This window comes from Solicola gregarius (assembly GCF_025790165.1).
Lineage (GTDB): Bacteria > Actinomycetota > Actinomycetes > Propionibacteriales > Nocardioidaceae > Solicola > Solicola gregarius.
On the sequence record NZ_CP094970.1, the window covers coordinates 961,570 to 983,010 of the forward strand.

Sequence of the window (21,441 nt, forward strand, 5' to 3'; positions counted from 1 at the left end):
ATGCGAATCGATGGCGCTCGCGCGTTGATCATCGGCGGAGGCGGCGAGGGCATCGGTCGCGGCATCACCCGGTCGTACGCGGCGGCGGGTGCAGCGGTTGCGGTCGCCGACGTCGACCCGGAGCGCTCGGCCGCCGCCGCCGACGAGGTGGCGGAGTCCGGCGGCAAGGCCTACGCCATCGGCGGCGACGTACGCTCGGCCGCCGACGTCGAGGCGATGGTGTCGGGCGCGGTCGAGCAGCTCGGCGGTCTGGACGTGCTGGTGACGGTCGTCGGCGGACAGGTTGCGTTCGTCCCTGCCGTGAAGCTGCACGAGATGGCCGATGCCGACTGGGACCTCGTCTACGAGCTCAACCTGCGCTATGTCGCGCGGGCGGCCGCCGCGGCGATCCGCGCCTTCCTCGCTCAGGGGACCGGCGGCACCATCATCAGTGTCGGGTCGGTCGCCGGCGTGATGGCAGCACCACACCAGGCCGCGTACGGCGCATCGAAGGCCGGCGTGCTCAGCCTGGCGCGCACGGTCGCGGCCGAGTACGCCGTGGACCGCATCCGGATGAACGTGATCGTGGCCGGCGCCGTCGCCACCGCGGTCAACGTGCCGGACGCGGAGTCCGAGGGCGTTCCCGAGATCCCGCTCGACCGGTACGGCACGGTCGACGAGGTCGCCGCCGCCGCGGTCTACCTCGCCACACCCGAGTCGTCGTACATGACCGGCCAGCAGGTCGTACTGGACGGCGGGGTCTCCGTACGCGGACCGTTCGGCTGAATGCTCACCCGGTCGGACGCCGGACGAGCTCCACCAGCCGGTCGGGAGCCTGCAGGCAGTAGGAGTCGGTGAGCAGCTCGGCGAGCTCACCCCAGTCGGTGGCGTCGTCGAGCAGCAGCCCCACGACGTTGTCACCCCAGCCCGCCCGGAAGTACGGCGCGCCGAGATGCTCGAACGCCATCACCTCGTCGCGCTCGGCCCGGAACGTGACGCGGAAGAGCTGGTCTTCACCACCGAACACATGCGCAACGGTGGCCTGGCCGACCCGCCAGCGCACCCCCACCCACGCGTCCTCCTCGACGCACTCGGCAAACTCCTCGAACACGTCGCGTACGCGTTGGACCGTTGCAGGCGGAACCTCGGGACGTTCAGGCACGCTCGCATTCTGCTACAGGGGTCAGACAGCCGCTGCCGGAGGCGCGCCAAGGTCGGGCCCCAGCCGTAGCTTCGCGAGTGGCGCAAGTCCGCTGTTTGTAACGCATTTCAGCAACGACTTTGCGCCACTCGCGGACGGACAGCACGCGGCAGGCGCTCCGCGGCGACGTCGATCACGGCAGCGACCGCGGGACGAAGCCTGCCGACACGGGTGGCAGCCGCCAGCGTACGCGCGGCGGCGGGTCGAGGCGGGACGAACGTCACGCCGGCAGGGGCCGCCGGTCTGGCCAGGTCCGTGACCAGCGCAACGGCGAGCTCGTTCGCGACGAACGCGAGCTGGGTGGCCATGTCGCCCACTCGGTAGGCGATCTGGGGCGGGATACCGTCGCCGCCGAAGGACTGACGCAACGCTTCGTACGGATCGCTTCCGGCAGCACAGCTCGACCACGTCTCGCCGCGCAGGTCACGCAGCTCGACCGAGCCGCCGCTCGCGTACGCATGCCCCGACGGCAGCGCGACCCAGACCCGTTCGACGACGAGTGTGCGCGACTCGATGCCTTCGGGGAGACCGAGCGGTCGCGTGTCCCACGACTCGGTGACGACGACGTCGAGCTCACCGCGCGCCAGCTTCGGGAGGAGATCGACGATCTCGCCGTCGATGACCGTCGGCACAACCCGCGGGTGCTCGTCGAGCAGCTCGCGCAGCGCGGGCGCGAGGGCGCGAAGGGCGGTGGCGACCCCGCCGATGCGCACGGGTCCTACGACGGACTCGCTCATCGACTCGACAGCGGCGGTGCCGTCGGCCACGGCGCGCGACGCCCGCGACGCGTGGTCGGCGAAGACTCGGCCTGCCGCGGTGAGACGGATACCGCGACCGGATCGCTCGACCAGCGTCGTACCGAGCTCTCGTTCGAGCCGACGCACGTGCTGCGATACGCCGGGCGCCGTCAGATGGAGCTCCTGCGCCGCTGCGCTCACCGAACCGTGCCGGGCAACGGCGGCGAATACCCGTACGCGGTCCCAGGTCGGCGCCATGAAGCGACAGTACAGCTTTGGATGAAGAAGAAGTACCTGGAGTTAACCGTCGCGTGACCCGAGACTTGTCCCATGCCTCGCTCCTCGCTGCTCTCGGGTGTCCTGCTGCTGCTCGCCGCGGCCGCATGCCTCAGCGGCTCGGCCGTGCTGATCGCGGCGTCCGGTGTCGCCCCGGTGAGCGCCGGAGCACTGCGCTGCGGGCTCGCGCTCGTCGTGTTGGCACCCATCGCGGTCGCCGAACAGCGCCGGCGTGGCGCGATTCCGCGACGTCCGCTGGTCTGCGGCCTCCTCGCGGGCGTCGCGCTGGGCATCGACTTCAGCTGCTGGAACGTCTCGGTGGTCGAGGCGGGCGCCGGTGTCGCCACCGTGCTCGTCAACGTGCAGGTGATCGTCGTACCGGCCCTGCTGTGGGGACTCGATCGGGTTCCCGCTCCGCCGCGGGTCTGGCTCGTCGCCCCGATCATGCTGCTCGGGGTCGGCCTCGCAGGCGGCGTGTTGGGTGCGGGCGACCATGCACCCGCACCGCGGGGCGTACTTCTCGGCCTCGCGGCCGGGGCGGCGTACGCGTGCTACCTGTACGGGATCCGCCGTGGCGGCCCGAGTGCACGCCGGTGGCCGATCGGCGTACTCGCGGCTGCGTGCGCAGCGGCCACGGTGACCGCAACGGGTATCGCGGTGGTGACGGGAGACGCCGAGCTGCCCGCAACGGCGCGGGCGTGGCTGATGATGGCGGCGCTCGCGCTGTTCGGCCAGGCGGCGGCGTTCGCCCTGATCAACCGCGGCACCGCCCAGCTGGAACCGGACGTCTCGGGGCCGCTGCTGCTACTCCCGACCGTGTTCGCCGTGCCGTTGGCCGCAGTCGTACTCGACGAGGTTCCGACGCTCGCACAGGTGCTCGGCTGCGTCGTCGTCCTCGCGGCCACCTGGTACGCGACGCGACGTGCCGGCCCGCGGGGCGCGCCGACCGACGGGCACGTCAGAGCACCCGCGGCCGGCTAAGACGTTGGCCGCGCCCGATACAACACGTGTTCGCGCAACGGACTAGACGAGTCGAGGTTCGGGTGGTCGAAGTCGTCGGCCGGATCGTGCGTCATGCCGATCCGCTGCATCACCGCCTGCGAACGTACGTTGGTCCGCGTCGTGAACGACACGATCTCCTCGAGTCCGAGCTCGTCCAGGCCGTACGCGAGCGCGTACCGGGCCGCCTCGCTCGCGTACCCATGGCCCCACGCCCGAACGGGCAGCCGCCAGCCGACCTCGACCGTGGGTGTGAAGTGCGCGTCGAAGCTCGGCACGGACAGCCCGGTGAAGCCGATGAACTCCCCGGTCGCGGCCAGCTCGAGCGCCCACAGCCCCCAGCCCTCGCCGTCGATCCGCGCAGCCATCCGGTCGACGAAAGCGTCGCTCTCCGAGCGCGTCATCCGCGCCGGAAAGTGCTCCATCACAACGGGAGACGCGTTCATCGCGGCGAACGGCTCGCGGTCGCCATCGCGCCACTGACGAAGGATCAGGCGATCGGTGCGCAGATCCATTTGACCTCAACTTTCCTTCAGGTTCTAGGTTCGGCACATGACAATCAACGTACGCCCGCAGGTGAACGACCGTACCGGGACCGAAGAGGATGTCGCGGCCGTCCGGCAGGTCGTCGCCGACATCGAGACGGCATTCAACACCAACGACGCGGTCCTGATGAATGCACATTTCGCCGCCGACGCCACGGCGACCAACGCCGTCGGCCAACGGGTTCGCGGCATCGAGGCTCTCGACGACGCTGCCCGGTCGGGCCTGGACGGCTTCCTCCGCGACCAGTACGTCCGCTACGAGATCGCCGACGTGTCGTTCCCACGGCCGGACACCGCGATCGTGCACAAGCTGGCGACCGCAACAGACGAGCACGGCGCCCCGATCGCCGTCGGACACGAGATGATCGCGATGTACGTACTCGTCAAGGAGGCGGGACGCTGGTGGATCGCCGCGCGCGCCAACACACTGGTGCCGCGGCCGGACTGACGCCGCGCCACTGGTGCCCTAGTGCGACGAGCCGTTGGTCTCGTGCTCGTCGGCCGCCGGATCGGAGGACTCGCGCTCGTCCGGCTCCTCCTCGAAGTCGACCTTGCGGAACTGCTTGACCATGCTGCGCATCAGGATCGCCAGGGCGACCGCCATCAGCAGCACGATCACCAGGGCGACCCAGCCGGGCTTGACCTCGTCCGCGGTCGGCGAGTCCGCGAGCTGGACGTAGATCTGCGCGGGGATCATGGGTCCATCGTCTCACGGACACCCGCGAACAGATCGTCCTCGGGCAGTACCGCCGGCACCTTGCTCCGCACGAGCTCGTAGTCCTCGGTCGGCCATACCTGCTGCTGGAGACCCATCGGCACCGCGAACCACTGGCCGTCGGGGTCGATCTGGGTGGCATGCGCGATGAGCGCGCGGTCGCGTACGTCGAAGTAGTCGCCGCACGGCACCCGGGTGGTGATGCGTTTGTCGTGCTCGGGGTCGGGCTTCCACTTCTCGAGCCGCTCGACGTACGGCGACTCGAGGCCGCGGCGCAGCATCTCGTTGTGCAACGCCTCCGTGCGGGGCCGGTTGAACCCGTGGTGGTAGTAGAGCTTGAGCGGCTGCCACGGCTCGCCCGCGTCCGGGTAGGCCTCGGGGTCGCCGGCCGCCTCGTACGCCGCGACGCTCACCCGGTGGCACATGATGTGGTCGGGGTGGGGGTATCCGCCGTTCTCGTCGTACGTCGTGAGCACGTGCGGGCGTACCTCTCGGATGATCCGGACCAACCGCTCCGCCGCGACCTCGACGGGCACCGTCGCGAAGCAACCGTCGGGAAGCGGCGGCTTGGGGTCGCCCTCGGGCCAGCCCGAGTCGACGTAACCCAGCCACTCCTGGGTGACCCCGAGGATCTCGCGCGCACGGTTCATCTCCTCGCGCCGGATGTCGGAGATGTTCGCCAGTACGTCGGGTCGGTCCATGTTGGGGTTGAGGATGGATCCGCGTTCGCCGCCCGTACAGGTCACGACGTGGACGTCGACGCCCTCGGCGACGTACTTCGCGGTCGATGCCGCCCCCTTGCTCGACTCGTCGTCCGGATGGGCGTGGACGTGCATGAGCCGTAGTCGCTCGGCCACCGTTCTCCTCTGGTCCGTTCGTATGTGCGGGGATGATGCGTCACAATGGTGTCGGACCTGCCTTCAGTGCAGGGACGCGACCCCACCGATTCTACGGAGACACGCCATGACCAACGATGTGCTGGAGCGCCGCTACGGCGCCACGCGCACGCGTCGTTGGCCTGTCATCACCGCGGCGTCGGTCCTCGGCGTGGTCGCGCTCGCGTGGGTCACGTGGGTCGCGCTCGACCAGGATCGCCCGTTGTCGTACCAGCTGAGCGGCTACGACGTCGTTTCGGACACCCAGACGGTCCTCACCATCGAGCTCAACCGCGATGACGGCCATGCCGTCGAGTGCGAGATCTATGCACAGGCCGACGACCACTCGATCGTCGGTGAGCGAACCGTGAGCGTACCGGCCGGCGAGTCCGGCACGGTACGCGTCGACGAGCCGATAAAGACGGAGCGACGAGCCGTCAACGGCGTCTTGAGGACCTGCCGCCTGGCCGGCTGAGACGTTCCCACCCGCCGCGTCTCGCGACACTTGCTATGGTCGCCTATTCGCACCGGGTGCTTCCCCGACAGACCGCATCCAACCAAGGAGCACGAACCGTGACACAGCCAACCGAAACGAACACCGTCTGGCTCACCAAGGACGCGTACGAGCGTCTGCAGGCAGAGCTGGATCATCTTCGTGGTCCTGCCCGGGCGGAGCTGGCTGCGCGCATCGGGGAGGCGCGCGACGAGGGCGACCTGCGCGAGAACGGCGGGTACCACGCGGCCAAGGAGGAGCAGGGCAAGTCCGAGGCGCGCATCCGCCAGCTCGAAGACCTCCTGCGCCGCGCCGAGGTCGGCGAGCAGCGCGAGGACGACGGTCTGGTCGAGCCCGGCATGATCGTCACGATCCGGTTCGCCGGCGACGACGACACCGAGAAGTTCATGCTCGGATCGCGCGAGCTCCTCGCGCTCGACCCGTCGGTCGATCTGGAGGTCTTCTCACCGGAGTCACCGCTGGGCTCGGCGATCAACGGCAAGTTCAAGGGCGACAAGGCGACGTACACCGCGCCGAACGGCAACGACGTGACGGTCGAGGTCGTCGACGCCAAGCCGTTCACCGGCTGACCCCTCCCCGAGATTTGGGCCCGAACGTCCCGGCGGGGCGGGAGCCAGCGGGTTCCGCGCCGCTGCCGGGTTTCCCCGGTTCTTTCGGTGCGATTACCCGGCGCCGCCGGGTTTCCCGCTTCTTTCGGTGCGACTTCTCGCCGCTTCGGTCCCGCGCGCTGCCGGCCTCCCCGCCGCGTCGGCTGGCACAAAGACGCGGCGACGACGGGACCGGTGGGCATTGGTTTCCCACCGCTGCCGGCTTTCGCGTCTTCTTCGGTGCGACTACCCGCCGCTTCGGTCCCGCGCGCTGCCGGCCTCCCCGCCCTGTCGGCTGGCACAAAGACGCGGCGACGACGGCGGTGCGTACGGCGTGGGGTTTCCTGCCGGGTTTCCCGCTCCTGGGGTTGCCACTTTCACGGTTTCCCGGTCCGTCGGTGCAGGGTTTCGACGGACCGTCCACGATGTAGACGGTTGTGGGCACTCGGCATGGTGAACGTCCACTTTGCATGGGTCTTCACCGTGCAAGGTGGATGTTTGCCGTGCCTGGTGTGAACGGTGTGACGGCAGGGGCCGGTGTGGCACCGAAACCGAACGTCACCCCGATCCCATCTTAAGGTGACGGGAAAGCCGCGAAGCAACCCCAGCCGAAGCGCCGTATCGCGCGTCGTCGCCGTTTTCCCAGCCGATGCGGCGGGCAAGCCGGCATCGAAGGGAACCGATGCGGCGGGATGCCACCGAAAGCTCCTGTCCCGTCGTCGCCGCGTCTTTCCCAGCCGAAGCGGCGGGAAAGCTGGCGGCCAACCCGTTTCTCGAGTGGAAACGGGACGTTTCGGCCCGAATCTGGGGGATCAGAAGCTCAGGGTGTAGCCGGCTTGCGTGAGTTCGGTCTCCACTCGCTCCCGATGCTCCGGGCCGCGCGTCTCGACCTGCATCGACACCTCGACCTCGTCGAGGTGCAGGGCGGCCGACGTGCGTTCGTGTACGACGTCCAGCACGTTGACGTCCATCTTCGCGAGCAGGTCGAGCAGCTCCCGCAGCCCACCGGGCCGATCGGGGATCCTGGCCCGGAACGCGAAGTACCGCCCGGCCGCGGCCATCCCGTGCCGCAACAGGTGGATGAGCAGCAGCGGGTCGACGTTGCCGCCGCTGAGAACGCACACCACGGGGCCCTCGAACTTGTCGCGGTTGTCCAACAGCGCGGCGACCGCGGCGGCGCCGGCGGGCTCGACGAGCTGCTTCGCCCGTTCGAGCAGCAACAGCATCGCCCTGCTCAGCGCCTCCTCGGAGACGGTCAGGATCTCGTCGACATTCGCCGAGATCGCCGCGAACGGAACGTCGCCCGGCCTGCGTACGGCGATGCCGTCGGCCATGGTCGTGCGTCCCGGAACGGCGACGGGGTGGCCGGCACGAAGCGACTCGGGGTACGCCGCGACCCGCTCGGCCTGCACACCGACGACGCGTACGTCGGGACGCAGCTCGCCGATCGCGCTCGCGATGCCGGCCGCCAGTCCGCCGCCGCCGACCGGCACGATGACGGTCGCCACGTCGGGCACCTGCTCGACGATCTCGAGCCCGACCGTCGCCTGCCCCGCGACGATGTCGACGTGATCGAACGGATGGATCAGCACCGCGCCGGTCGCTTCGGCGAACTCCGTGGCCGCGACCAGGCAGTCGTCGACACTCTCGCCGGTGAACCGGATGTCCGCGCCGTACGCGCGGGTCGCCTTCTCCTTGGGGATGGGGGCACCCTCCGGCATGAAGACGGTCGACTTCGTACCGAGCAGCGACGCCGCCAACGCAACGCCCTGCGCGTGGTTGCCGGCACTCGCCGCGACGACCCCGCGGGCACGCTCCTCCTCGCTGAGGTTGGCGATGCGAACGTACGCGCCGCGGATCTTGAACGAACCCGCGCGCTGCAGATGCTCGCACTTGAGCAGGACGGGTACGTCGGTCATCGCGGAGAGCGATCGGGAGACCTCGATCGGCGTGGTCAACGCGACGTCGCCGAGCAGGGTCGCCGCCGCGCGTACGTCGTCGATCGTGACGGTGGGGGTGTGCTGCATGGGACGACTCTAGGACCTTCCGGGCGTCAGCGGGCCGCCGCCGCCTCGGGTTCGCGCGACAGGTCGGCCTGCTCGCCGTAGCGCCCCGCCAGGTAGCGCACCACGGCATTCGCGCATGCGGCGGTCGGCACGGCGACGAGCGCGCCGACCACGCCGGAGATCGTGATGCCGGCCGCGATCGCGAGGATGATCGCGAGCGGGTGCACGCGTACGAGCCGGCCCATCAGGAACGGCTGGAGTACGTGCGACTCGAGCTGCTGCACGAGCAGCACGGCGACCAGCATGAGCACTGCGGTCCAGAAGCCTTGGTCGACGAGAGCGACCAGCACGGCGACGATCCCGGACACGAACGCACCCACGATCGGCACGAACGCGCCGAGGAAGACCAGCATGCCGATCGCGAACACCAACGGTACGCCCAACAGCCACGCCGCGAACGCGATCGCGACCGCATCGACCGACGCGACGAGCACGGTCGCGCGTACGAAGGCGGTCAGCGAGATCCACGCGACATGCCCGGACCCGTCAACCGCCTCCCGCGCCTTGCGCGGCACCAGCGCCACGATGAACCGCCAGATGCGCTCACCCTCGTACAGGAAGAAGAACGTCGAGAAGATCACGATGAACGTACCGGCCGCGACGTGCGTCAGACGCGACCCGAACTCGGTCGCGCGCTGCACGACCTCACCGTCGTCGCCCTGGACGGCGTGCTGGGCGCGGTCGATCCAGGAGTCGAGCTGCTCGTCGGACAACCCCAACGGGCCGTCGCGCAACCAGTCCTGGATCTCGCCGAGTCCGTCGGCGACGGACGTACGCAGGTCGTCGATCTGGGCGATGACCTGCTGGCCGACGAGCGTGAGGATGCCGACGATCACGGCGATGCCCGCGAGCACGACGACGATGGTGGCGAGTACGCGAGGGACCCGGAGCCGCACGAGCGCATCGACGAACGGGATGCCGAGCGCCGTCATGAGTACGGCGATCGCGATCGGCACCGTGATGTCGGAGAAGAACGACAGGATCCGGTAGACGACGTAGCTCGCCAGCGCGATGACCAAGACCCGCCAGCCCCATGCGGCGGCCCGCTCGACCCCGATCGGTATGTCGAGACGGCGTACGTGCGGCGACTCCTCGACACCGCGCGCGTCGTGTTCGGGCTGCTCCCGCGTGGGCGCAAGCTCCTCGGCGAGCTCGTCGCCGTCGACGACGCGGCCGACGTCGCGGTTCAGAATCGCCCGCTGGCGTTCGAGCCGCTTCCCCCATCGCCCCATGTCAGGCCTTGCTGGCCTCGAAAGCGTGCTCCAGGTCGGCCACCAGGTCGGACCCGGTCTCGATACCGACGGAGAGGCGTACGAGGTCGGGCGGCACCTCGAGCGGCGAGCCCGCCGCCGAGGCGTGCGTCATCCGGCACGGATGCTCGATCAGCGACTCGACACCGCCGAGCGACTCCGCGAGCGTGAACAGCTCGGTGCGGTTGACCAGGTCGACCGCCGCCTGCTCGCCGTCGCGCATCCGGAAAGACACCATGCCGCCGAAGCGCTTCATCTGCCGCTTGGCGATCTCGCGGCCGGGGTGCTCGGCGAGACCGGGGTAGATCACCTCGCTCACCTCGTCGCGGCCCTGCAGGAAGTCGACGATCTGCTCGGCGTTGTGGCTGTGCCGGTCCATCCGGAGTCCGAGCGTCTTCAGCCCGCGCAGCACGAGCCACGAGTCGAACGGGCCGGCGACCGCGCCGACCGCGTTCTGGTGGTACGCGATCGGCTCGGCGTGCTCGGCGTCTCGTACGACCAGCGCACCGCCGACCACGTCGGAGTGGCCACCGGCGTACTTGGTGGTCGAGTGCACGACGATGTCGGCGCCATGCGTCAGCGGTTGCTGCAGGTACGGCGAGGCGAAGGTGTTGTCGACGACGAGCAGGGCGTCGGCCTTGTGCGCGACGTCAGCGACGGCCTGGATGTCGGCGATGTTCAGTAGCGGGTTGGTCGGCGTCTCGACCCAGACGATGCGCGTCTCTCCCGGCCGGATGGCGTCGCGCACCGCGTCCACGTCGGTGACCGACACCGGCGTGTACGCGAGTCCCCAGTGCTTCTCGACCCCCTCGAACAGCCGGTACGTGCCGCCGTACGCGTCGTCGGGAATGACGACATGCTGGCCGGGCCGGGTCAGGGCGCGCAGCAGGGTGTCTTCCGCGGCGAGACCGCTCGCGAACGCGAACCCGCGCGAACCCTGCTCGAGGCTGGCCAGGCACTCCTCGAGCGCGGTGCGGGTCGGATTGGCACTGCGCGAGTACTCGTACCCCTCACGTAGCCCACCGACACCGTCCTGCTTGTAGGTGCTGGTGGCGTAGATCGCCGGCACGACCGCGCCCGTACGCGGATCGGGTTCCTGGCCGGCGTGAATTGCTCGGGTCTCGAAGCCGTGGTCAGTCACGTGCGCGAGCCTAGCCCCCGGACGAGCCGGCATGCAGCCGGCGTACGAGCGCGTGCACCTGTTCGGCCAGCTCGGGCACGGGGCCATCGACCTCGATGCCCGGCGCGACCTCCTGGATCGGCAACGCGCGTACGGGAGACGGCTCGGCACCGAGTTCGGCTGCCCACTGCGCCATCAGCGCCGATGAGCTCGCGTACACGATGCGGCCGAGCCCGACCCACGCGTGTGCGGCCGAGCACATCGGGCAGTGCTCGCCGGAGGTGTAGACGGTAGCCGCGGGTCTCTCTTCGGGGTTCAGGTTCTCCGCCGCCCAGCGGGCGAGCTCGAACTCCGGGTGCCGGGTCTGGTCGCCGTCTGCCGTGCGGTTGCGGTCTTCCGCGCGTACGCGTCCGTCGGCGTCGACGAGCACGGAGCCGAAGGGCTCGTCGCCGGCCTCGAGCGCCTCCTCCGCGAGCTCGACGCATCTCCGCAGGTGTCGGATGTCTGTCTCATCAACCACGTCGGGAAGGATAGGCGCATCTCGTTCGTTGTGCCTGGTGGACCACCTAGGAGGCGCCCATGATCTTCGGTCAGGACAAGACCCGACTCGTCACCAGCGACGACGCGCTGCGGGGTCGCGACACGCGGCCGTTCGAGGTCGGCACCACGCATGCGGTGCTGGGCACTCCGATCGAGGCCGACCCACCCGCGGGGTACCGCGTTGCCGTCTTCGGTCTCGGCTGCTTCTGGGGCGAGGAGAAGACGTTCTGGGAGATCCCGGGCGTGTGGTCGACGTCGGTCGGGTACGCCGGCGGCAGCACCCCGAACCCCACGTACGAGGAGGTCTGCTCTGCGCGCACGGGCCACGCCGAGGTGGTGCGGGTGATCTTCGACCCCGCAGTGGTGACGTACGAGCAGCTGCTCAAGGTGTTCTGGGAGAACCACGACCCGACGCAGGGCATGCGTCAGGGAAACGACCGCGGCACGCAGTACCGGTCGTTGATCCGCACGACCAGCGACGAGCAGCAGGCGGCCGCCGAGGCGTCGCGCGCCGCGTACCAGAAGGCGATGACCGAGCGCGGCTACGGCGAGATCACCACGACGATCGAGCCGCTGCAGACGTACTACTACGCCGAGGACTACCACCAGCAGTACCTCGCCAAGAACCCGTTCGGCTACTGCCCCATCCACGCGACGGGTGTCGAGTACGCCGGCTGACAAAGTACGCCGGCTGACAACGAGCCGATTCCCGCCGAGGTACGGATTCCGGCCAATCAAGGTTGGCGGGATTGGCGGGAATCCGTACCTCGGCGGGACCTTAATATGGAAACGGGGTAAGGTTTGCCTTCCAAGGCAAACCTCAGGGCGGAGCCGCCCGAGCGTGGCGCGGTCAGTTCACCTGGCGCTCCCTGCCTTCCCAGTGCGGCTTACGCAGCTCGCGCTTGAGCACCTTGCCCGTCGGCGACGTCGGCAGCGCCTCGACGAACTCCCAGCCCTTCGGGACCTTGAACTCGGCCAGGTACGCGGCGCAGTGCTTCGCTAACTGCTCGGGATCCGGGCTGGCGCCGGGACGCGGTACGACGACCGCGTGCACCTGTTCGCCGGTGCCGTCGTCGGGGACCCCGATCACAGCGCACGCGGCCACGTCATGATGGGAAGCCAACGCGTTCTCCACCTCGGTCGAGTGCACGTTGTCGCCACCGACCACGATCACGTCCTTTACCCGGTCGACCACGTAGACATAACCGGCCTCGTCGAGGTACCCGATGTCGCCGGTGTGCACCCACCCGCCTCGAAGTACCTGTGTCGTGGCGTCGGGGTCGTTCCAGTACCCCTGCATCACCCCCGGCCCGCGCAGCAGGATCTCGCCCGGCGTGCCCGTCGGTACGTCGACGTCGTCCGCGTCAACGACCCGCAGCTCGGAATGAATGGCAGTCCTGCCCGCGGACCGGCGTTGAGGTCCGGGCCGGTGGTCCGCAGGGGTCATCAACGTGCACGACATCGTCTCCGTCATGCCGTAGACCTGGCCGAATCCGGCGTGCGGGAAGACCGCTTCGGTACGTTCCAGCAGCCGCTCGGTGATCGGTGACCCCCCGTAGAAGACGAGCCGAAGACTGTCGAGGTCGCGCCGCGCCGCGTCCGGGTGGTCCACGACCTGCTGCAGCATCGACGGCACGACGAACATCGCCGTGATCCGGTGCGCCTCGACCATCTCGAGCACGACGGCCGGGTCGAATCTCGGCAGCGGTACGAGCGTGTTGCCGTACTGCGAGGTCGCGAGACACGTACCAACACCCGATACATGTGACATCGGTGTCACCTGCAGGAGCCTCGTGCCCGGCCGTACGAACTCCGGAAGAGTCGCGCCGAAGGCCTGGGCCAGGCTCAACATCGAGCCGCCGGTGTGCATCACGGCCTTGGGCAGCTCCGTCGTCCCGCCGGTGTGGACGAGCGCGGCCAGCTCGTCACCGCCGCGTCGGGCGTCGGGGACAGGGGCGGTGCCCGCGATGAGCGCCTCGAAGGCCGTCGTGTCCGCCGGCGGCGGCCCGTCCCCCATGTGGATGACCGACCGAAGGCCCGCGTACGCCGCCCTGATCTGCGGCACGAATCCCGCGAACGCGTCATCGACGAGCAGGATGCTCGTCTCGGCCTCGGCGAGCATCGGCGCCATCTCGAACGGCGCCCGCACGATGTCGACCACGTCGATCACCCCGTCGGCCCACGGGATCGCAAGCGCAGCCTCGGCGAGACGATCGGAGTTGAGACCGAGGATGCCGACGCGAGCCCCGTCGCGTACGCCCAGCTCGCGCAGCGCGCCGGCCAGCCGAGCCACTCGATCGGCCTGCTCGGTAAAGGTACGTGTCCGTTCGCCGAAGATGGTGGCGATCCCATCCGGTTGCTGCTGCAGGGCACGGTGGAGGCCCTGCGTCCAGTAGATGTCGTGTCGCGCCTTCATGCCCCGACGATGAGCGACGGCGCTGCCAACCCGCTGTCAGATCACTGCCGGCCACGGGTAGGTCCAGCGCAGACGGTTTGAGTCAGGTCAGCGGGCGTACGTCCGCCACGTCGTACTCGGACACGGACGCGGAGAGGATCGCCGCACCCTGTTCGTCGCTGGGACCGCTGCCACGGAACGCCTCGACGGCTTCTCGTGACTCCCAACGCTCGTAGATGTCGATACGCGCGGGGTCGACCACGTCGGCGCTGATCGCGAAGTCGATGCAGCCTGGCGTACTCCGCGCCTGCTCGACCACGCTCGCGCACCCCGCGAGGTACGACTCGCGATCCGCTGGGCCGACGATGAGATGTCCCGCCACGATCACCATGTGCAGCTCCCCTATCGCGGTTGTCTGTTCACTCGCCTAGTCTGCCGGACGTGGCAGCACACGAACTGTCTCGCACCGATGCGCGCCGCATCGCCGTACGCGCGCAGCTGCTCGATGCCGCGCGACCCGCCGACCTGCATGAGATGGTGCGGCGCCTGAGCCTTCTCCAGGTCGACCAGACGTCCGCCATCGCCCCGAACGCCGATCTCAGCTCGTGGAGCCGCCTCGGCTCGACGTACGCACCCGGCGACCTCGAGCGGGCACTCGCCGACGGCAGCATGGTCGAGCTGCGCGGGTTCATCCGGCCCGCGCAGGATCTTGCGCTCTACCGCGCCGACATGGCCGCCTGGCCGGGCTCGGGTGATGTCGCCGAGTGGATGCTGGCTCAGCGCGACTGGATCGACGACAACGACGCGTGCCACCGCGACATCACCGCCCGACTCGAGCTCTCCGGCCCGCTCACCGCACGCGATATCCCGGACACCTGCATCGTGCCGTGGCGCTCGACCGGGTGGAACAACAATCGCAATGTCAGGATGATGCTCGACCTGATGGAGCAGCGCGGCGAGATCGCGACGGCGGGCCATAAGGGCCGTGATCGCCTGTGGGACTTGGCGGTTCGTGTCTACCCCGACGACGCGGTCGTACCGGCTCCCGAGGCGCGGCTCCTACGCGATGAGACGCGGCTGCGCGCGCTCGGCATCGCGCGAGGCAAGACGACCGCGTGCCCGGTCGAGCCGAACGACGTCGGCACCGCCGGTGAGCCCGCCGTCATCGACGGCGTCCGCGGCGAGTGGCGGGTCGACCCGGCTCAGCTCGGGCAGCCGTTCTCGGGGCGCGCCGCGCTGCTGTCGCCGCTCGATCGGCTCGTGTACGACCGCTCGCGGATGGCCGAGCTTTTCGACTTCGACTACCAGCTCGAGATGTACAAGCCCGCGGCCAAGCGACGCTGGGGCTACTTCGCGCTGCCGATCCTCTACGGCGACCGCCTGGTCGGCAAGGTGGATGCGACGGCCGACCGCAAGGCACGGGTGCTCCGGGTCGACGCGATTCATCGAGACGTCAGGTTCACCAAGACGATGACGGCCGCGATCGACCACGAGATCCGCGATCTCGCCGACTGGCTCGAGCTCGACCTCGACCTGCCTGGTTGACTCGTCCCATGACACGACCGCTGACCCTGATCACCGGCGGTACGCGCGGCATCGGCGCCGCCACCGCCCTGCGCCTCGCCTCCGCCGGACACGACCTGGTGCTGGGGTACGCCCGCGATGCGGCCGCCGCCGAACAGACGGCCGCCGGCGTACGCGAGCAGGGAGTCGACTGCCTGACGGTACGCGCCGACCTGCTTGAGACGGCCGGAATCGAGGCATTGTTCGCGGCAGCGGCCGAGTGCGGCACGCCGACCGGCGTGGTCAACAACGCCGGCGCAACCTTCCATATCGGCCCGTTGTCCGATACGCCCGTCGACGTCGTCCGGCGCACGGTCGACCTGAACCTCACCTCCGCACTGCTCGTCGCCCGAGCCGCCGTACGTGCGTTGTCGACCTCGTTCGGCGGCCGCGGCGGCGTACTCGTGAACGTCTCGTCCGGCGCGGCCACGCTGGGCTCGCCCGGCGAGTACGTCCAGTACGCCGCCGCGAAGGCGGGAGTCGACGCAATGACGGTCGGCCTCGCGCAGGAGGTCGCCGCCGACGGTGTCCGCGTCGTCGGCGTCGCACCGGGCATTGTGCGCACCGACATCCACGCCGAAGCCGGCGAGCCCGACCGCGTCGAGCGAGTAGGCCCGAAGGTGCCGTTGGGCCGAGCAGGTGAGCCGGCGGAGGTCGCCGACGCGATCGCTTGGCTGCTGAGCGACGCCGCGTCGTACGTCACAGGCACGACGCTGCGGGTTGCCGGCGGCCGGTGAGGATCGACGGGTGCCCGTACTTCTCGCGAGTACCGAAACCAGTCAGCGCTTGACTGCGGTCACCATCGCGAACGACAGGTTGGCTCCACCGTCCGCCTCGAGCATGTCGAGCACCGCCCGCTGACTGCCCGGATCGCGCGCGTCGAGCGCCTGTGTCCAGGCCAGCCAGTCCGACCAGCCGCGCTCCTGCGCTCGACATGACGTGACGTCGACCAGACCGGTGCGCGCCCACTGCGCACGCCACCAGTCCGGCGAGTGCCACGCGGCCGCCTCCCAGCCGACGACCTCGCGTACGTGGGCAGGACACTCCTCGTACGTCGCGAACTCTTCACGAAGACAAGGGGTGGCGATGCCGATCCGCCCACCAGGACGCAGCACTCGCAGCAGCGACGGCAGTACCCGGTCGTCGGTGCCGAAGTACTCCCACGAGTCGATGCTGACCATGACGTCGAACTGCTCGTTGTCGTACGACAGGGAGCGTACGTCGGCATTGACGACGTGCACGAGGTCCTCGACGCCGCAGTCCGCGATCACCTTCGTCGCGGCGGCTTCGGACACCCACAGGTCGGTCGCCCACACCTCGGCACCGAACTCCCGCGCCAGGAACACCGAGGTCGCACCGAGTCCGGACCCGAGATCGAGCACCCGTGCCCCGGGCGGAATCACCAGGTCCACGAGCAGGTCCTCGAGCAGCCAGAGCGGGTTCGGCCCCATGTCGAGCGACAGCAGCCACTCCGGGTCGTACGTCGAGGAGCGCGGATAGTCCGTTCGCTGCCACCAGCCACTCACCGGCGCATCGAAGCACGCCCCGCGCTCGGCGTCGACCGAGTTTCGTCGAATGGCCGTGAGATCGTGGCGCCATGGCCGATCTGACCCTGTTCCACAATCCCCGCTGCTCGACGTCTCGGCACGCGTACGACCAGGTCGCCGGCGGCGACGCCGACGTCGTCGAGTACCTCAAGATGCCGCTCGACCGCGGCCAGTTGCTCGCGCTCATCGCGAAGCTCGAGGATCCGCCCGCCGACCTCGTGCGCAAGGACGCGTTCTTCAAGCAGCAGGGTCTGGACGCCGACCGCTACACAACACCGGAGGCGGTCGCCGACCTTCTGGTCGAGCATCCGCGGCTGATGCAGCGCCCGGTTCTCGTTCGCGGCGACCGGGCGATCATCGGCCGCCCGAAGGAGCGAGTCGCCGACTTCCTCGCTTGACCGAGTCGCGTTATGGCGCGATCAGCCGATGCAGGCGCAGCGCGTCGGTGAACGTCGGCGCGCGGCTTCCGCCATCGTCCACGTCGTCGCGGATCGCGGCCCACAGCTCCGCCGTGTTGCGGGCCTCGAGCGGGAGCCCGGACCCATGAGCCGGGATCGGCACGTCGCGTACGCCCGACTCGTCCTGCAGCCGAAGCGACCACGCCGCCATCTGGGGCTGGTTGGAGCCCGGCGCGCCTCCCGGGTGACCGTCGAGCAGCAGTGTTGCGAGCTCGCCCGCGATTGCCATCGAGCGCTGCGGGCTCGGCGCACCTTCCCACATCACGGCCGCCCCGAGCGCCGCCTCGTTGGCGCGGAACGTCAGCGTCATCGTGTCCGGCGCCGACGCTTCCACGGACGACCCGTCGTCGACCTCGTACTTCGTACGACGCTGCGAGGTCAGCCGGGCCTCGGACTCGATGCCGCCGAGCACGTGGTCGAGCAGATCGACGAAGTGACCCGCGTGGACCTGCGAGTTCCCGGCTCGGGTGGAGTCGTCGAGGGTGTACGCGAAGGGGGCGATGATTCGACCGCCCGCACCCTTGCCGTGCGACGACCACGCCGAGACCGACTGCAGCGCGCCCAGCGCGCCGTCCTGCACCAGTCTTCGCGCCTCACGGATCGCCGGGTCGAATCTCCCCTGGAGGCCGACGAAGGTACATACCCCGGCCGGAATGCGGTCGACGAGTGCCTCGGCCTCGTCGTGATCGAGCGCCAGCGGCCACTCGGACAGCACGTGCTTGCCCGCGGCGTACGCCTCCTCGATCAGCTCTCGGTGGTACGGCACGCGTACCGACACGACGACGACGTCCACCTGCGGGCTCGCGGCGAGGTCGCGAGCCGACGTGTACCAGTGCTTCGCGCCGGCGCGTTCGGCACCGCGGCGGGCGGTTTCCGCACGGGTCGTCGCGACCGCCGAGACCTCGATCCCCCCGAACACTCTCGATCGCGGGCACGTGCGACCGGAACGCCCAGCCGTGATCGGGACTCGCCCCGATGATGCCGACCCGGATGACCATTGCTACCCCCTTCACCGTTGGTTCGAGATCTATCGAACCTAGCGGACTGCTCTCGTCCGTCATCGCGGGTGCGACGAAGGAATCTGCCTTTGGCCGCACCGTCTGAGCCAAAGGCAGATTCCTTCCTCCGCCTGAGCCGACGTTGAGATGTGTCGGCCTAGTCGTCGAGCTCCAGCTCGGCCATTCGCGACCAACCGTCGCCGGGCATATCGACGTTGATGATGTCCGGCGTCGTCGCCAGCATCGGACGCATCGTGTCGAGCCCGGCCTGGAAGTGCGGGTTCGACACGTGATCGGCACCGGCGTCGGCATCGCGGAACGCCTCGACGAGCACGAACTCGTCGGGATCGTCGACGCTGCGTGACCAGTCGAACCAGAGGTTGCCCGGCTCGCCGCGCGTGGCCTCGGTGAACGGTCGAACGCGATCCAGCCACTCGTCGCGGTGCTCGGACTTGACCGTGAACCTGACGACGATGAAGATCATGCTGCTCCTCCGAGTTGGGGTTGGGCGCTCGTGTCTGGCGCAGGACCCTATCGTGCGCTGAGCGCCCGGTTCGCGACGAGTGCACCGTGCCGCACGGCGCGTTCGAGATCCCAGCGGTGCTTCGCGAACAGCGCCTTCGGGAAGGAGATCGCGACCGAGGCGACCACCTCGCCCGCAGGCGTACGTACGGGCGCTGCCATGCAGGCGATCCGGTCCTGGAACTCGCCGATCTCGAGTGCGATGCCCGACTCGCGTACGTGGGCGAGATGCTGCTCGAGCGCGTCGGGGTCGGTGATCGTCTTGCCGGTGCAGGCCCGAAGCCCGACGCGACGGATGTACTCCTGTCGCTGCTGGACGGTCATCGCCGCGAGCATCACCTTGCCGAACGCCGTCGCATGCGTCGCCTCGTGGAAGCCGACCTCGAGGACCCGGACCCGCGGTCGCCGGTCGGAGTCGACGACGTGCGCGAGGACGACCTCGGTCTCGCGGTAGACGGCGTAGTACGCCGCGGCATCGGCCTCCGCATGCAGGTGACCGATCGCATCCTGGATCGCCTTCGGCACCTCGAGCTGGTGCGTCAACCCCTGCTCGAGGACACGAATCTGGTAGCCGAGCCCGAACCGCGCGTTGTTCGCGAGGTGCACCAGGTAGCCGCTCTCGACGAGGGTGGCGAGCAGGTGGTACGTGGACGGGAGCGCGATGTCGAGGTGCGCCGCGATCTCCTTCGCGGACGCCCCGTCGCGCCGCGTAGCGACGTACTCGAGAGCGCGGAACGCACGGGCAACCGACTTGACCGTTCCCGCGACTGGCGCGTCGACTCGAACGGAAGCCTCCGGCAAGGAGAGCCCAATATCCTGCGCAACCACCGTCATCTACCCCGCTCCTGGGTCCGTCTAGCCCGAGTCCGCCCCCTCGCCGTAGCGTACCGCCAGCAGCCCGCGACAGAGACCGGCATTGCCCTCGATGCTGATTCGGGTGGTGCGCGCGAACTGCAACCGCCCAGGAATGTCCTCGTCCTCGATGGGCTCGCCATCGTCGTGTACGAGCAGCGGCGCGTCCGGCCCGGACGGCAACCCGAGCTCGGCGCGCCGGCGTACCAGCCGCTCCGCGTCGGATCCAGGCTCCGCATCGGCCAACGTCACGGTCGCCAGATCCTCGGGTACCCGTCCGGCCCGGATCAGCGCCGCTGCCACTCGTTCCTGGCAGGCGGAATGCGCCTTGCGCAGGAACGTCAGTCGCAGCTTCGAAAGCTCATCGACGGCTTGACCCGGGAACGAGCCGGCGAATCCCTTCGATGCTGCAACGCCTTGGTTGATCTCGTCGGATGCGAAGTGGTCGACGAGGGTCACGCGTACGGAGGCGACACCCGGCACCGTCGAGGCCGCGTCGTGGGCGTCAGCCACCATCAGGTACGCGAAGTTCGGTGCGCAGAAGTACGTGGGTAGCCGCAGCTCGATGGCGACACTTGTGCCGTCGACGTCGATGGAGCGTACGAAGCCGAGCTCGGTGATCGCCTCGTCCAGCTCGGGATCACGCACCGAGCACAGTGCGGCGTGTACCCGCTCCCGCATGAGGGTCGCCGTCATGTCACGCCACCGCCGTCGCGGTCTCGGTCAGTCGTAACTCCGGCGGTACGTCGATGTCGTACAGGTGAGCGGCATTGAGCCCGAGGATCTTCTTCTTCGCCGCCGTCGTGAGCGGAGCGTACTCATCCAGCTCGGCAGGGATCTCGAAGTCGACGAACCGCTCGATCAGCCACTGCGGAGTCCAGATCGCGTAGTCGCTGGAGAACGTCATGCGGTCCTCGCCGATCCAGTACATGAGCTCGCCGATGATCTGTGCGAAGTACCGCGGCCGGGTGTGGATGAACGGCATCGCAACGGCCAGACCGCCGTACACATTGGGTTCCTGGGTCGCGATCCAGCAGAAGTCCTCTAGTCGGGGCAGGCCGACATGCTCGACGATGAACCGTAGGTCGGGAAACTCGGAGGCCGCGTCGTCGACATCGGCGACGTCGAACGCGTCGCGGTTGAGCGGATAGATCGTCGGGCCCTTGTGCACGTGGATGTTGCGGATGCCGAGCTCGAGGCACTTCTCCAGGTAGCGGTACGACCAAGGGTCGCTGAGCTTCCAGCCTTTCGAGGCGCCCTTCCACTCGGCCGTGTAGAGCTTGATTCCCTTGAGCTGCCAGCGCTCGGCCAACCGGGCGAGCATCTCCAGGCCCTCCTCACCGTCACGCGGATCCCAACTCCCGTTGACGATGAACCGGTCCGGATGCTTTTCGGCGAGTGCACCGCACTGTTCGGTCGTATTGAACCCGTTCACGTAGAAGTCCGTCAGGTACGTCGGCTGGAAGATCGCCTTGTCGACATATCCATCGGTGAAGAGGTCCTTGATGATCCGGTCCTCGCTCTGCTTCTGGAACTCCTCGAGGGTCCAGACCCGGTCCTCTGGGCTGAGGTTTCGGTGGTAGTCGTAGAAGCAGTTGATGAACCCCTCGCCGTACCGGTTCGCCTGGTTCGCCGGCGTCGCGTCCCACGCGTGTACGTGGCTGTCGACGATGAAGTAGGACTCGCCGTTCTTGGTGTACAT

At 68.9% G+C, this 21,441-nt stretch carries 26 protein-coding genes; 9 read left to right on the top strand and 17 right to left on the bottom strand.

Annotated features, from left to right (window positions below; genetic code table 11):
• A complete protein-coding gene (locus L0C25_RS04780) occupies positions 1 to 765 on the top strand; it encodes an SDR family NAD(P)-dependent oxidoreductase (protein ID WP_271635284.1) in 765 nt (254 codons plus the stop codon).
• A gap of 4 nt (positions 766 to 769) precedes the next feature.
• Here L0C25_RS04780 and L0C25_RS04785 read toward each other — a convergent pair whose 3' ends face one another.
• Both L0C25_RS04785 and L0C25_RS04790 read right to left on the bottom strand, forming a co-directional pair.
• On the bottom strand, positions 770 to 1,141 hold the full coding sequence (locus tag L0C25_RS04785) for an MmcQ/YjbR family DNA-binding protein (RefSeq protein WP_271635285.1): 372 nt from the start codon (positions 1,139 to 1,141) through the stop codon (positions 770 to 772).
• A gap of 107 nt (positions 1,142 to 1,248) precedes the next feature.
• Entirely contained in the window at positions 1,249 to 2,175 is a 927-nt protein-coding gene (locus L0C25_RS04790; protein WP_271635286.1) for a LysR family transcriptional regulator, read from the bottom strand.
• A 72-nt stretch (positions 2,176 to 2,247) separates the two neighbouring features.
• On the opposite strand from L0C25_RS04790, the gene L0C25_RS04795 reads away from it, so the two are divergent.
• Positions 2,248 to 3,174, top strand: coding sequence for a DMT family transporter (locus tag L0C25_RS04795; RefSeq protein ID WP_271635287.1), 927 nt, complete (start codon positions 2,248 to 2,250; stop codon positions 3,172 to 3,174).
• Here L0C25_RS04795 and L0C25_RS04800 read toward each other — a convergent pair.
• Positions 3,171 to 3,707 (bottom strand): GNAT family N-acetyltransferase, encoded by a 537-nt coding sequence (locus tag L0C25_RS04800; RefSeq protein ID WP_271635288.1) that lies wholly within the window; start codon positions 3,705 to 3,707, stop codon positions 3,171 to 3,173. The two genes, L0C25_RS04795 and L0C25_RS04800, sit on opposite strands and share 4 nt — an antisense overlap.
• Before the next feature lie 37 nt (positions 3,708 to 3,744).
• Here L0C25_RS04800 and L0C25_RS04805 point away from each other — a divergent pair, with 37 nt between their 5' ends.
• On the top strand, positions 3,745 to 4,185 hold the full coding sequence (locus L0C25_RS04805) for an SgcJ/EcaC family oxidoreductase (protein WP_271635289.1): 441 nt from the start codon (positions 3,745 to 3,747) through the stop codon (positions 4,183 to 4,185).
• 18 nt (positions 4,186 to 4,203) lie between these two features.
• Here L0C25_RS04805 and L0C25_RS04810 read toward each other — a convergent pair whose 3' ends face one another.
• Both L0C25_RS04810 and mca read right to left on the bottom strand, forming a co-directional pair.
• Positions 4,204 to 4,434 carry a hypothetical protein gene (locus tag L0C25_RS04810; protein ID WP_271635290.1) on the bottom strand — a complete coding sequence of 77 codons (231 nt, stop codon included), beginning with the start codon at positions 4,432 to 4,434 and terminating at the stop codon, positions 4,204 to 4,206.
• Complete coding sequence (gene mca / locus L0C25_RS04815; protein ID WP_271636795.1) at positions 4,431 to 5,288, bottom strand: mycothiol conjugate amidase Mca; 858 nt, start codon at positions 5,286 to 5,288, stop codon at positions 4,431 to 4,433. Before mca ends, L0C25_RS04810 begins: the two co-directional genes overlap by 4 nt.
• Positions 5,289 to 5,415: 127 nt before the next feature.
• Between mca and L0C25_RS04820 the strand changes: the two genes are divergently transcribed.
• The gene (locus L0C25_RS04820) at positions 5,416 to 5,802 is read left to right on the top strand and encodes a DUF4307 domain-containing protein (protein ID WP_271635291.1); all 387 of its coding nucleotides are present in this window, start codon (positions 5,416 to 5,418) and stop codon (positions 5,800 to 5,802) included.
• 98 nt (positions 5,803 to 5,900) lie between these two features.
• Positions 5,901 to 6,410, top strand: coding sequence for a transcription elongation factor GreA (gene greA, locus L0C25_RS04825; RefSeq protein WP_271635292.1), 510 nt, complete (start codon positions 5,901 to 5,903; stop codon positions 6,408 to 6,410).
• Positions 6,411 to 7,240: 830 nt separating this feature from the next.
• Here greA and ilvA read toward each other — a convergent pair.
• From ilvA to L0C25_RS04845, 4 genes are read right to left on the bottom strand one after another with little or no spacing between them, the layout of a single operon-like run.
• A complete protein-coding gene (gene ilvA, locus L0C25_RS04830) occupies positions 7,241 to 8,455 on the bottom strand; it encodes a threonine ammonia-lyase (protein WP_271635293.1) in 1,215 nt (404 codons plus the stop codon).
• A gap of 26 nt (positions 8,456 to 8,481) precedes the next feature.
• On the bottom strand, positions 8,482 to 9,726 hold the full coding sequence (locus L0C25_RS04835) for an AI-2E family transporter (RefSeq protein WP_271635294.1): 1,245 nt from the start codon (positions 9,724 to 9,726) through the stop codon (positions 8,482 to 8,484).
• Position 9,727: 1 nt separating this feature from the next.
• A complete protein-coding gene (locus tag L0C25_RS04840) occupies positions 9,728 to 10,918 on the bottom strand; it encodes a cystathionine gamma-synthase (RefSeq protein ID WP_271635295.1) in 1,191 nt (396 codons plus the stop codon).
• Positions 10,896 to 11,384, bottom strand: coding sequence for a nucleoside deaminase (locus tag L0C25_RS04845; protein ID WP_271635296.1), 489 nt, complete (start codon positions 11,382 to 11,384; stop codon positions 10,896 to 10,898). Before L0C25_RS04845 ends, L0C25_RS04840 begins: the two co-directional genes overlap by 23 nt.
• A 59-nt stretch (positions 11,385 to 11,443) precedes the next feature.
• On the opposite strand from L0C25_RS04845, the gene msrA reads away from it, so the two are divergent.
• The gene (msrA, locus tag L0C25_RS04850; RefSeq protein WP_271635297.1) at positions 11,444 to 12,082 is read left to right on the top strand and encodes a peptide-methionine (S)-S-oxide reductase MsrA; all 639 of its coding nucleotides are present in this window, start codon (positions 11,444 to 11,446) and stop codon (positions 12,080 to 12,082) included.
• A 172-nt stretch (positions 12,083 to 12,254) separates the two neighbouring features.
• On the opposite strand, the gene L0C25_RS04855 is transcribed toward msrA, so the two are convergent.
• Both L0C25_RS04855 and L0C25_RS04860 read right to left on the bottom strand, forming a co-directional pair.
• Positions 12,255 to 13,820, bottom strand: a complete 1,566-nt coding sequence (locus L0C25_RS04855) for an AMP-binding protein (RefSeq protein ID WP_271635298.1) — start codon at positions 13,818 to 13,820, stop codon at positions 12,255 to 12,257.
• Positions 13,821 to 13,902: 82 nt separating this feature from the next.
• Complete coding sequence (locus L0C25_RS04860) at positions 13,903 to 14,190, bottom strand: putative quinol monooxygenase (RefSeq protein WP_271635300.1); 288 nt, start codon at positions 14,188 to 14,190, stop codon at positions 13,903 to 13,905.
• A gap of 50 nt (positions 14,191 to 14,240) precedes the next feature.
• Between L0C25_RS04860 and L0C25_RS04865 the strand changes: the two genes are divergently transcribed.
• Both L0C25_RS04865 and L0C25_RS04870 read left to right on the top strand, forming a co-directional pair.
• Positions 14,241 to 15,344 carry a DNA glycosylase AlkZ-like family protein gene (locus tag L0C25_RS04865; protein WP_271635302.1) on the top strand — a complete coding sequence of 368 codons (1,104 nt, stop codon included), beginning with the start codon at positions 14,241 to 14,243 and terminating at the stop codon, positions 15,342 to 15,344.
• A gap of 8 nt (positions 15,345 to 15,352) precedes the next feature.
• Positions 15,353 to 16,099 carry an SDR family oxidoreductase gene (locus tag L0C25_RS04870; protein ID WP_271635303.1) on the top strand — a complete coding sequence of 249 codons (747 nt, stop codon included), beginning with the start codon at positions 15,353 to 15,355 and terminating at the stop codon, positions 16,097 to 16,099.
• A 42-nt stretch (positions 16,100 to 16,141) separates the two neighbouring features.
• On the opposite strand, the gene L0C25_RS04875 is transcribed toward L0C25_RS04870, so the two are convergent.
• Positions 16,142 to 16,888, bottom strand: a complete 747-nt coding sequence (locus L0C25_RS04875; RefSeq protein WP_271635304.1) for a methyltransferase domain-containing protein — start codon at positions 16,886 to 16,888, stop codon at positions 16,142 to 16,144.
• Between the two features lie 71 nt (positions 16,889 to 16,959).
• Here L0C25_RS04875 and L0C25_RS04880 point away from each other — a divergent pair, with 71 nt between their 5' ends.
• Positions 16,960 to 17,307, top strand: a complete 348-nt coding sequence (locus L0C25_RS04880) for an ArsC/Spx/MgsR family protein (protein WP_271635305.1) — start codon at positions 16,960 to 16,962, stop codon at positions 17,305 to 17,307.
• 10 nt (positions 17,308 to 17,317) lie between these two features.
• Here the strand turns inward: L0C25_RS04880 and L0C25_RS04885 are convergent, their stop codons facing one another.
• The 5 genes from L0C25_RS04885 to L0C25_RS04905 form a co-directional block, all read right to left on the bottom strand.
• Complete coding sequence (locus L0C25_RS04885) at positions 17,318 to 18,286, bottom strand: Gfo/Idh/MocA family protein (RefSeq protein WP_271635306.1); 969 nt, start codon at positions 18,284 to 18,286, stop codon at positions 17,318 to 17,320.
• A gap of 236 nt (positions 18,287 to 18,522) precedes the next feature.
• The gene (locus L0C25_RS04890) at positions 18,523 to 18,849 is read right to left on the bottom strand and encodes a putative quinol monooxygenase (protein WP_271635307.1); all 327 of its coding nucleotides are present in this window, start codon (positions 18,847 to 18,849) and stop codon (positions 18,523 to 18,525) included.
• Between the two features lie 47 nt (positions 18,850 to 18,896).
• The gene (locus tag L0C25_RS04895; RefSeq protein ID WP_271635308.1) at positions 18,897 to 19,721 is read right to left on the bottom strand and encodes an IclR family transcriptional regulator; all 825 of its coding nucleotides are present in this window, start codon (positions 19,719 to 19,721) and stop codon (positions 18,897 to 18,899) included.
• Between the two features lie 21 nt (positions 19,722 to 19,742).
• Positions 19,743 to 20,435 carry a metal-sulfur cluster assembly factor gene (locus tag L0C25_RS04900; RefSeq protein WP_271635309.1) on the bottom strand — a complete coding sequence of 231 codons (693 nt, stop codon included), beginning with the start codon at positions 20,433 to 20,435 and terminating at the stop codon, positions 19,743 to 19,745.
• Position 20,436: 1 nt separating this feature from the next.
• The gene (locus tag L0C25_RS04905) at positions 20,437 to 21,441 is read right to left on the bottom strand and encodes an amidohydrolase family protein (RefSeq protein ID WP_271635310.1); all 1,005 of its coding nucleotides are present in this window, start codon (positions 21,439 to 21,441) and stop codon (positions 20,437 to 20,439) included.

Coding starts and splice junctions, on each gene's coding strand:
- L0C25_RS04780 (WP_271635284.1), top strand. CDS start 1: ATGCGAATCGATGGCGCTCGCGCGTTGATCATCGGCGGAGGCGGCGAG.
- L0C25_RS04870 (WP_271635303.1), top strand. CDS start 15,353: ATGACACGACCGCTGACCCTGATCACCGGCGGTACGCGCGGCATCGGC.
- L0C25_RS04790 (WP_271635286.1), bottom strand. CDS start 2,175: ATGGCGCCGACCTGGGACCGCGTACGGGTATTCGCCGCCGTTGCCCGG.
- L0C25_RS04840 (WP_271635295.1), bottom strand. CDS start 10,918: ATGCCGGCTCGTCCGGGGGCTAGGCTCGCGCACGTGACTGACCACGGC.
- mca (WP_271636795.1), bottom strand. CDS start 5,288: ATGCACGTCCACGCCCATCCGGACGACGAGTCGAGCAAGGGGGCGGCA.
- L0C25_RS04895 (WP_271635308.1), bottom strand. CDS start 19,721: ATGACGGTGGTTGCGCAGGATATTGGGCTCTCCTTGCCGGAGGCTTCC.
- msrA (WP_271635297.1), top strand. CDS start 11,444: ATGATCTTCGGTCAGGACAAGACCCGACTCGTCACCAGCGACGACGCG.
- L0C25_RS04810 (WP_271635290.1), bottom strand. CDS start 4,434: ATGATCCCCGCGCAGATCTACGTCCAGCTCGCGGACTCGCCGACCGCG.
- L0C25_RS04855 (WP_271635298.1), bottom strand. CDS start 13,820: ATGAAGGCGCGACACGACATCTACTGGACGCAGGGCCTCCACCGTGCC.
- L0C25_RS04900 (WP_271635309.1), bottom strand. CDS start 20,435: ATGACGGCGACCCTCATGCGGGAGCGGGTACACGCCGCACTGTGCTCG.
- L0C25_RS04820 (WP_271635291.1), top strand. CDS start 5,416: ATGACCAACGATGTGCTGGAGCGCCGCTACGGCGCCACGCGCACGCGT.
- L0C25_RS04905 (WP_271635310.1), bottom strand. CDS start 21,441: ATGTACACCAAGAACGGCGAGTCCTACTTCATCGTCGACAGCCACGTA.
- L0C25_RS04860 (WP_271635300.1), bottom strand. CDS start 14,190: ATGGTGATCGTGGCGGGACATCTCATCGTCGGCCCAGCGGATCGCGAG.
- L0C25_RS04880 (WP_271635305.1), top strand. CDS start 16,960: ATGGCCGATCTGACCCTGTTCCACAATCCCCGCTGCTCGACGTCTCGG.
- L0C25_RS04800 (WP_271635288.1), bottom strand. CDS start 3,707: ATGGATCTGCGCACCGATCGCCTGATCCTTCGTCAGTGGCGCGATGGC.
- ilvA (WP_271635293.1), bottom strand. CDS start 8,455: ATGCAGCACACCCCCACCGTCACGATCGACGACGTACGCGCGGCGGCG.
- L0C25_RS04835 (WP_271635294.1), bottom strand. CDS start 9,726: ATGGGGCGATGGGGGAAGCGGCTCGAACGCCAGCGGGCGATTCTGAAC.
- L0C25_RS04795 (WP_271635287.1), top strand. CDS start 2,248: ATGCCTCGCTCCTCGCTGCTCTCGGGTGTCCTGCTGCTGCTCGCCGCG.
- L0C25_RS04805 (WP_271635289.1), top strand. CDS start 3,745: ATGACAATCAACGTACGCCCGCAGGTGAACGACCGTACCGGGACCGAA.
- L0C25_RS04890 (WP_271635307.1), bottom strand. CDS start 18,849: ATGATCTTCATCGTCGTCAGGTTCACGGTCAAGTCCGAGCACCGCGAC.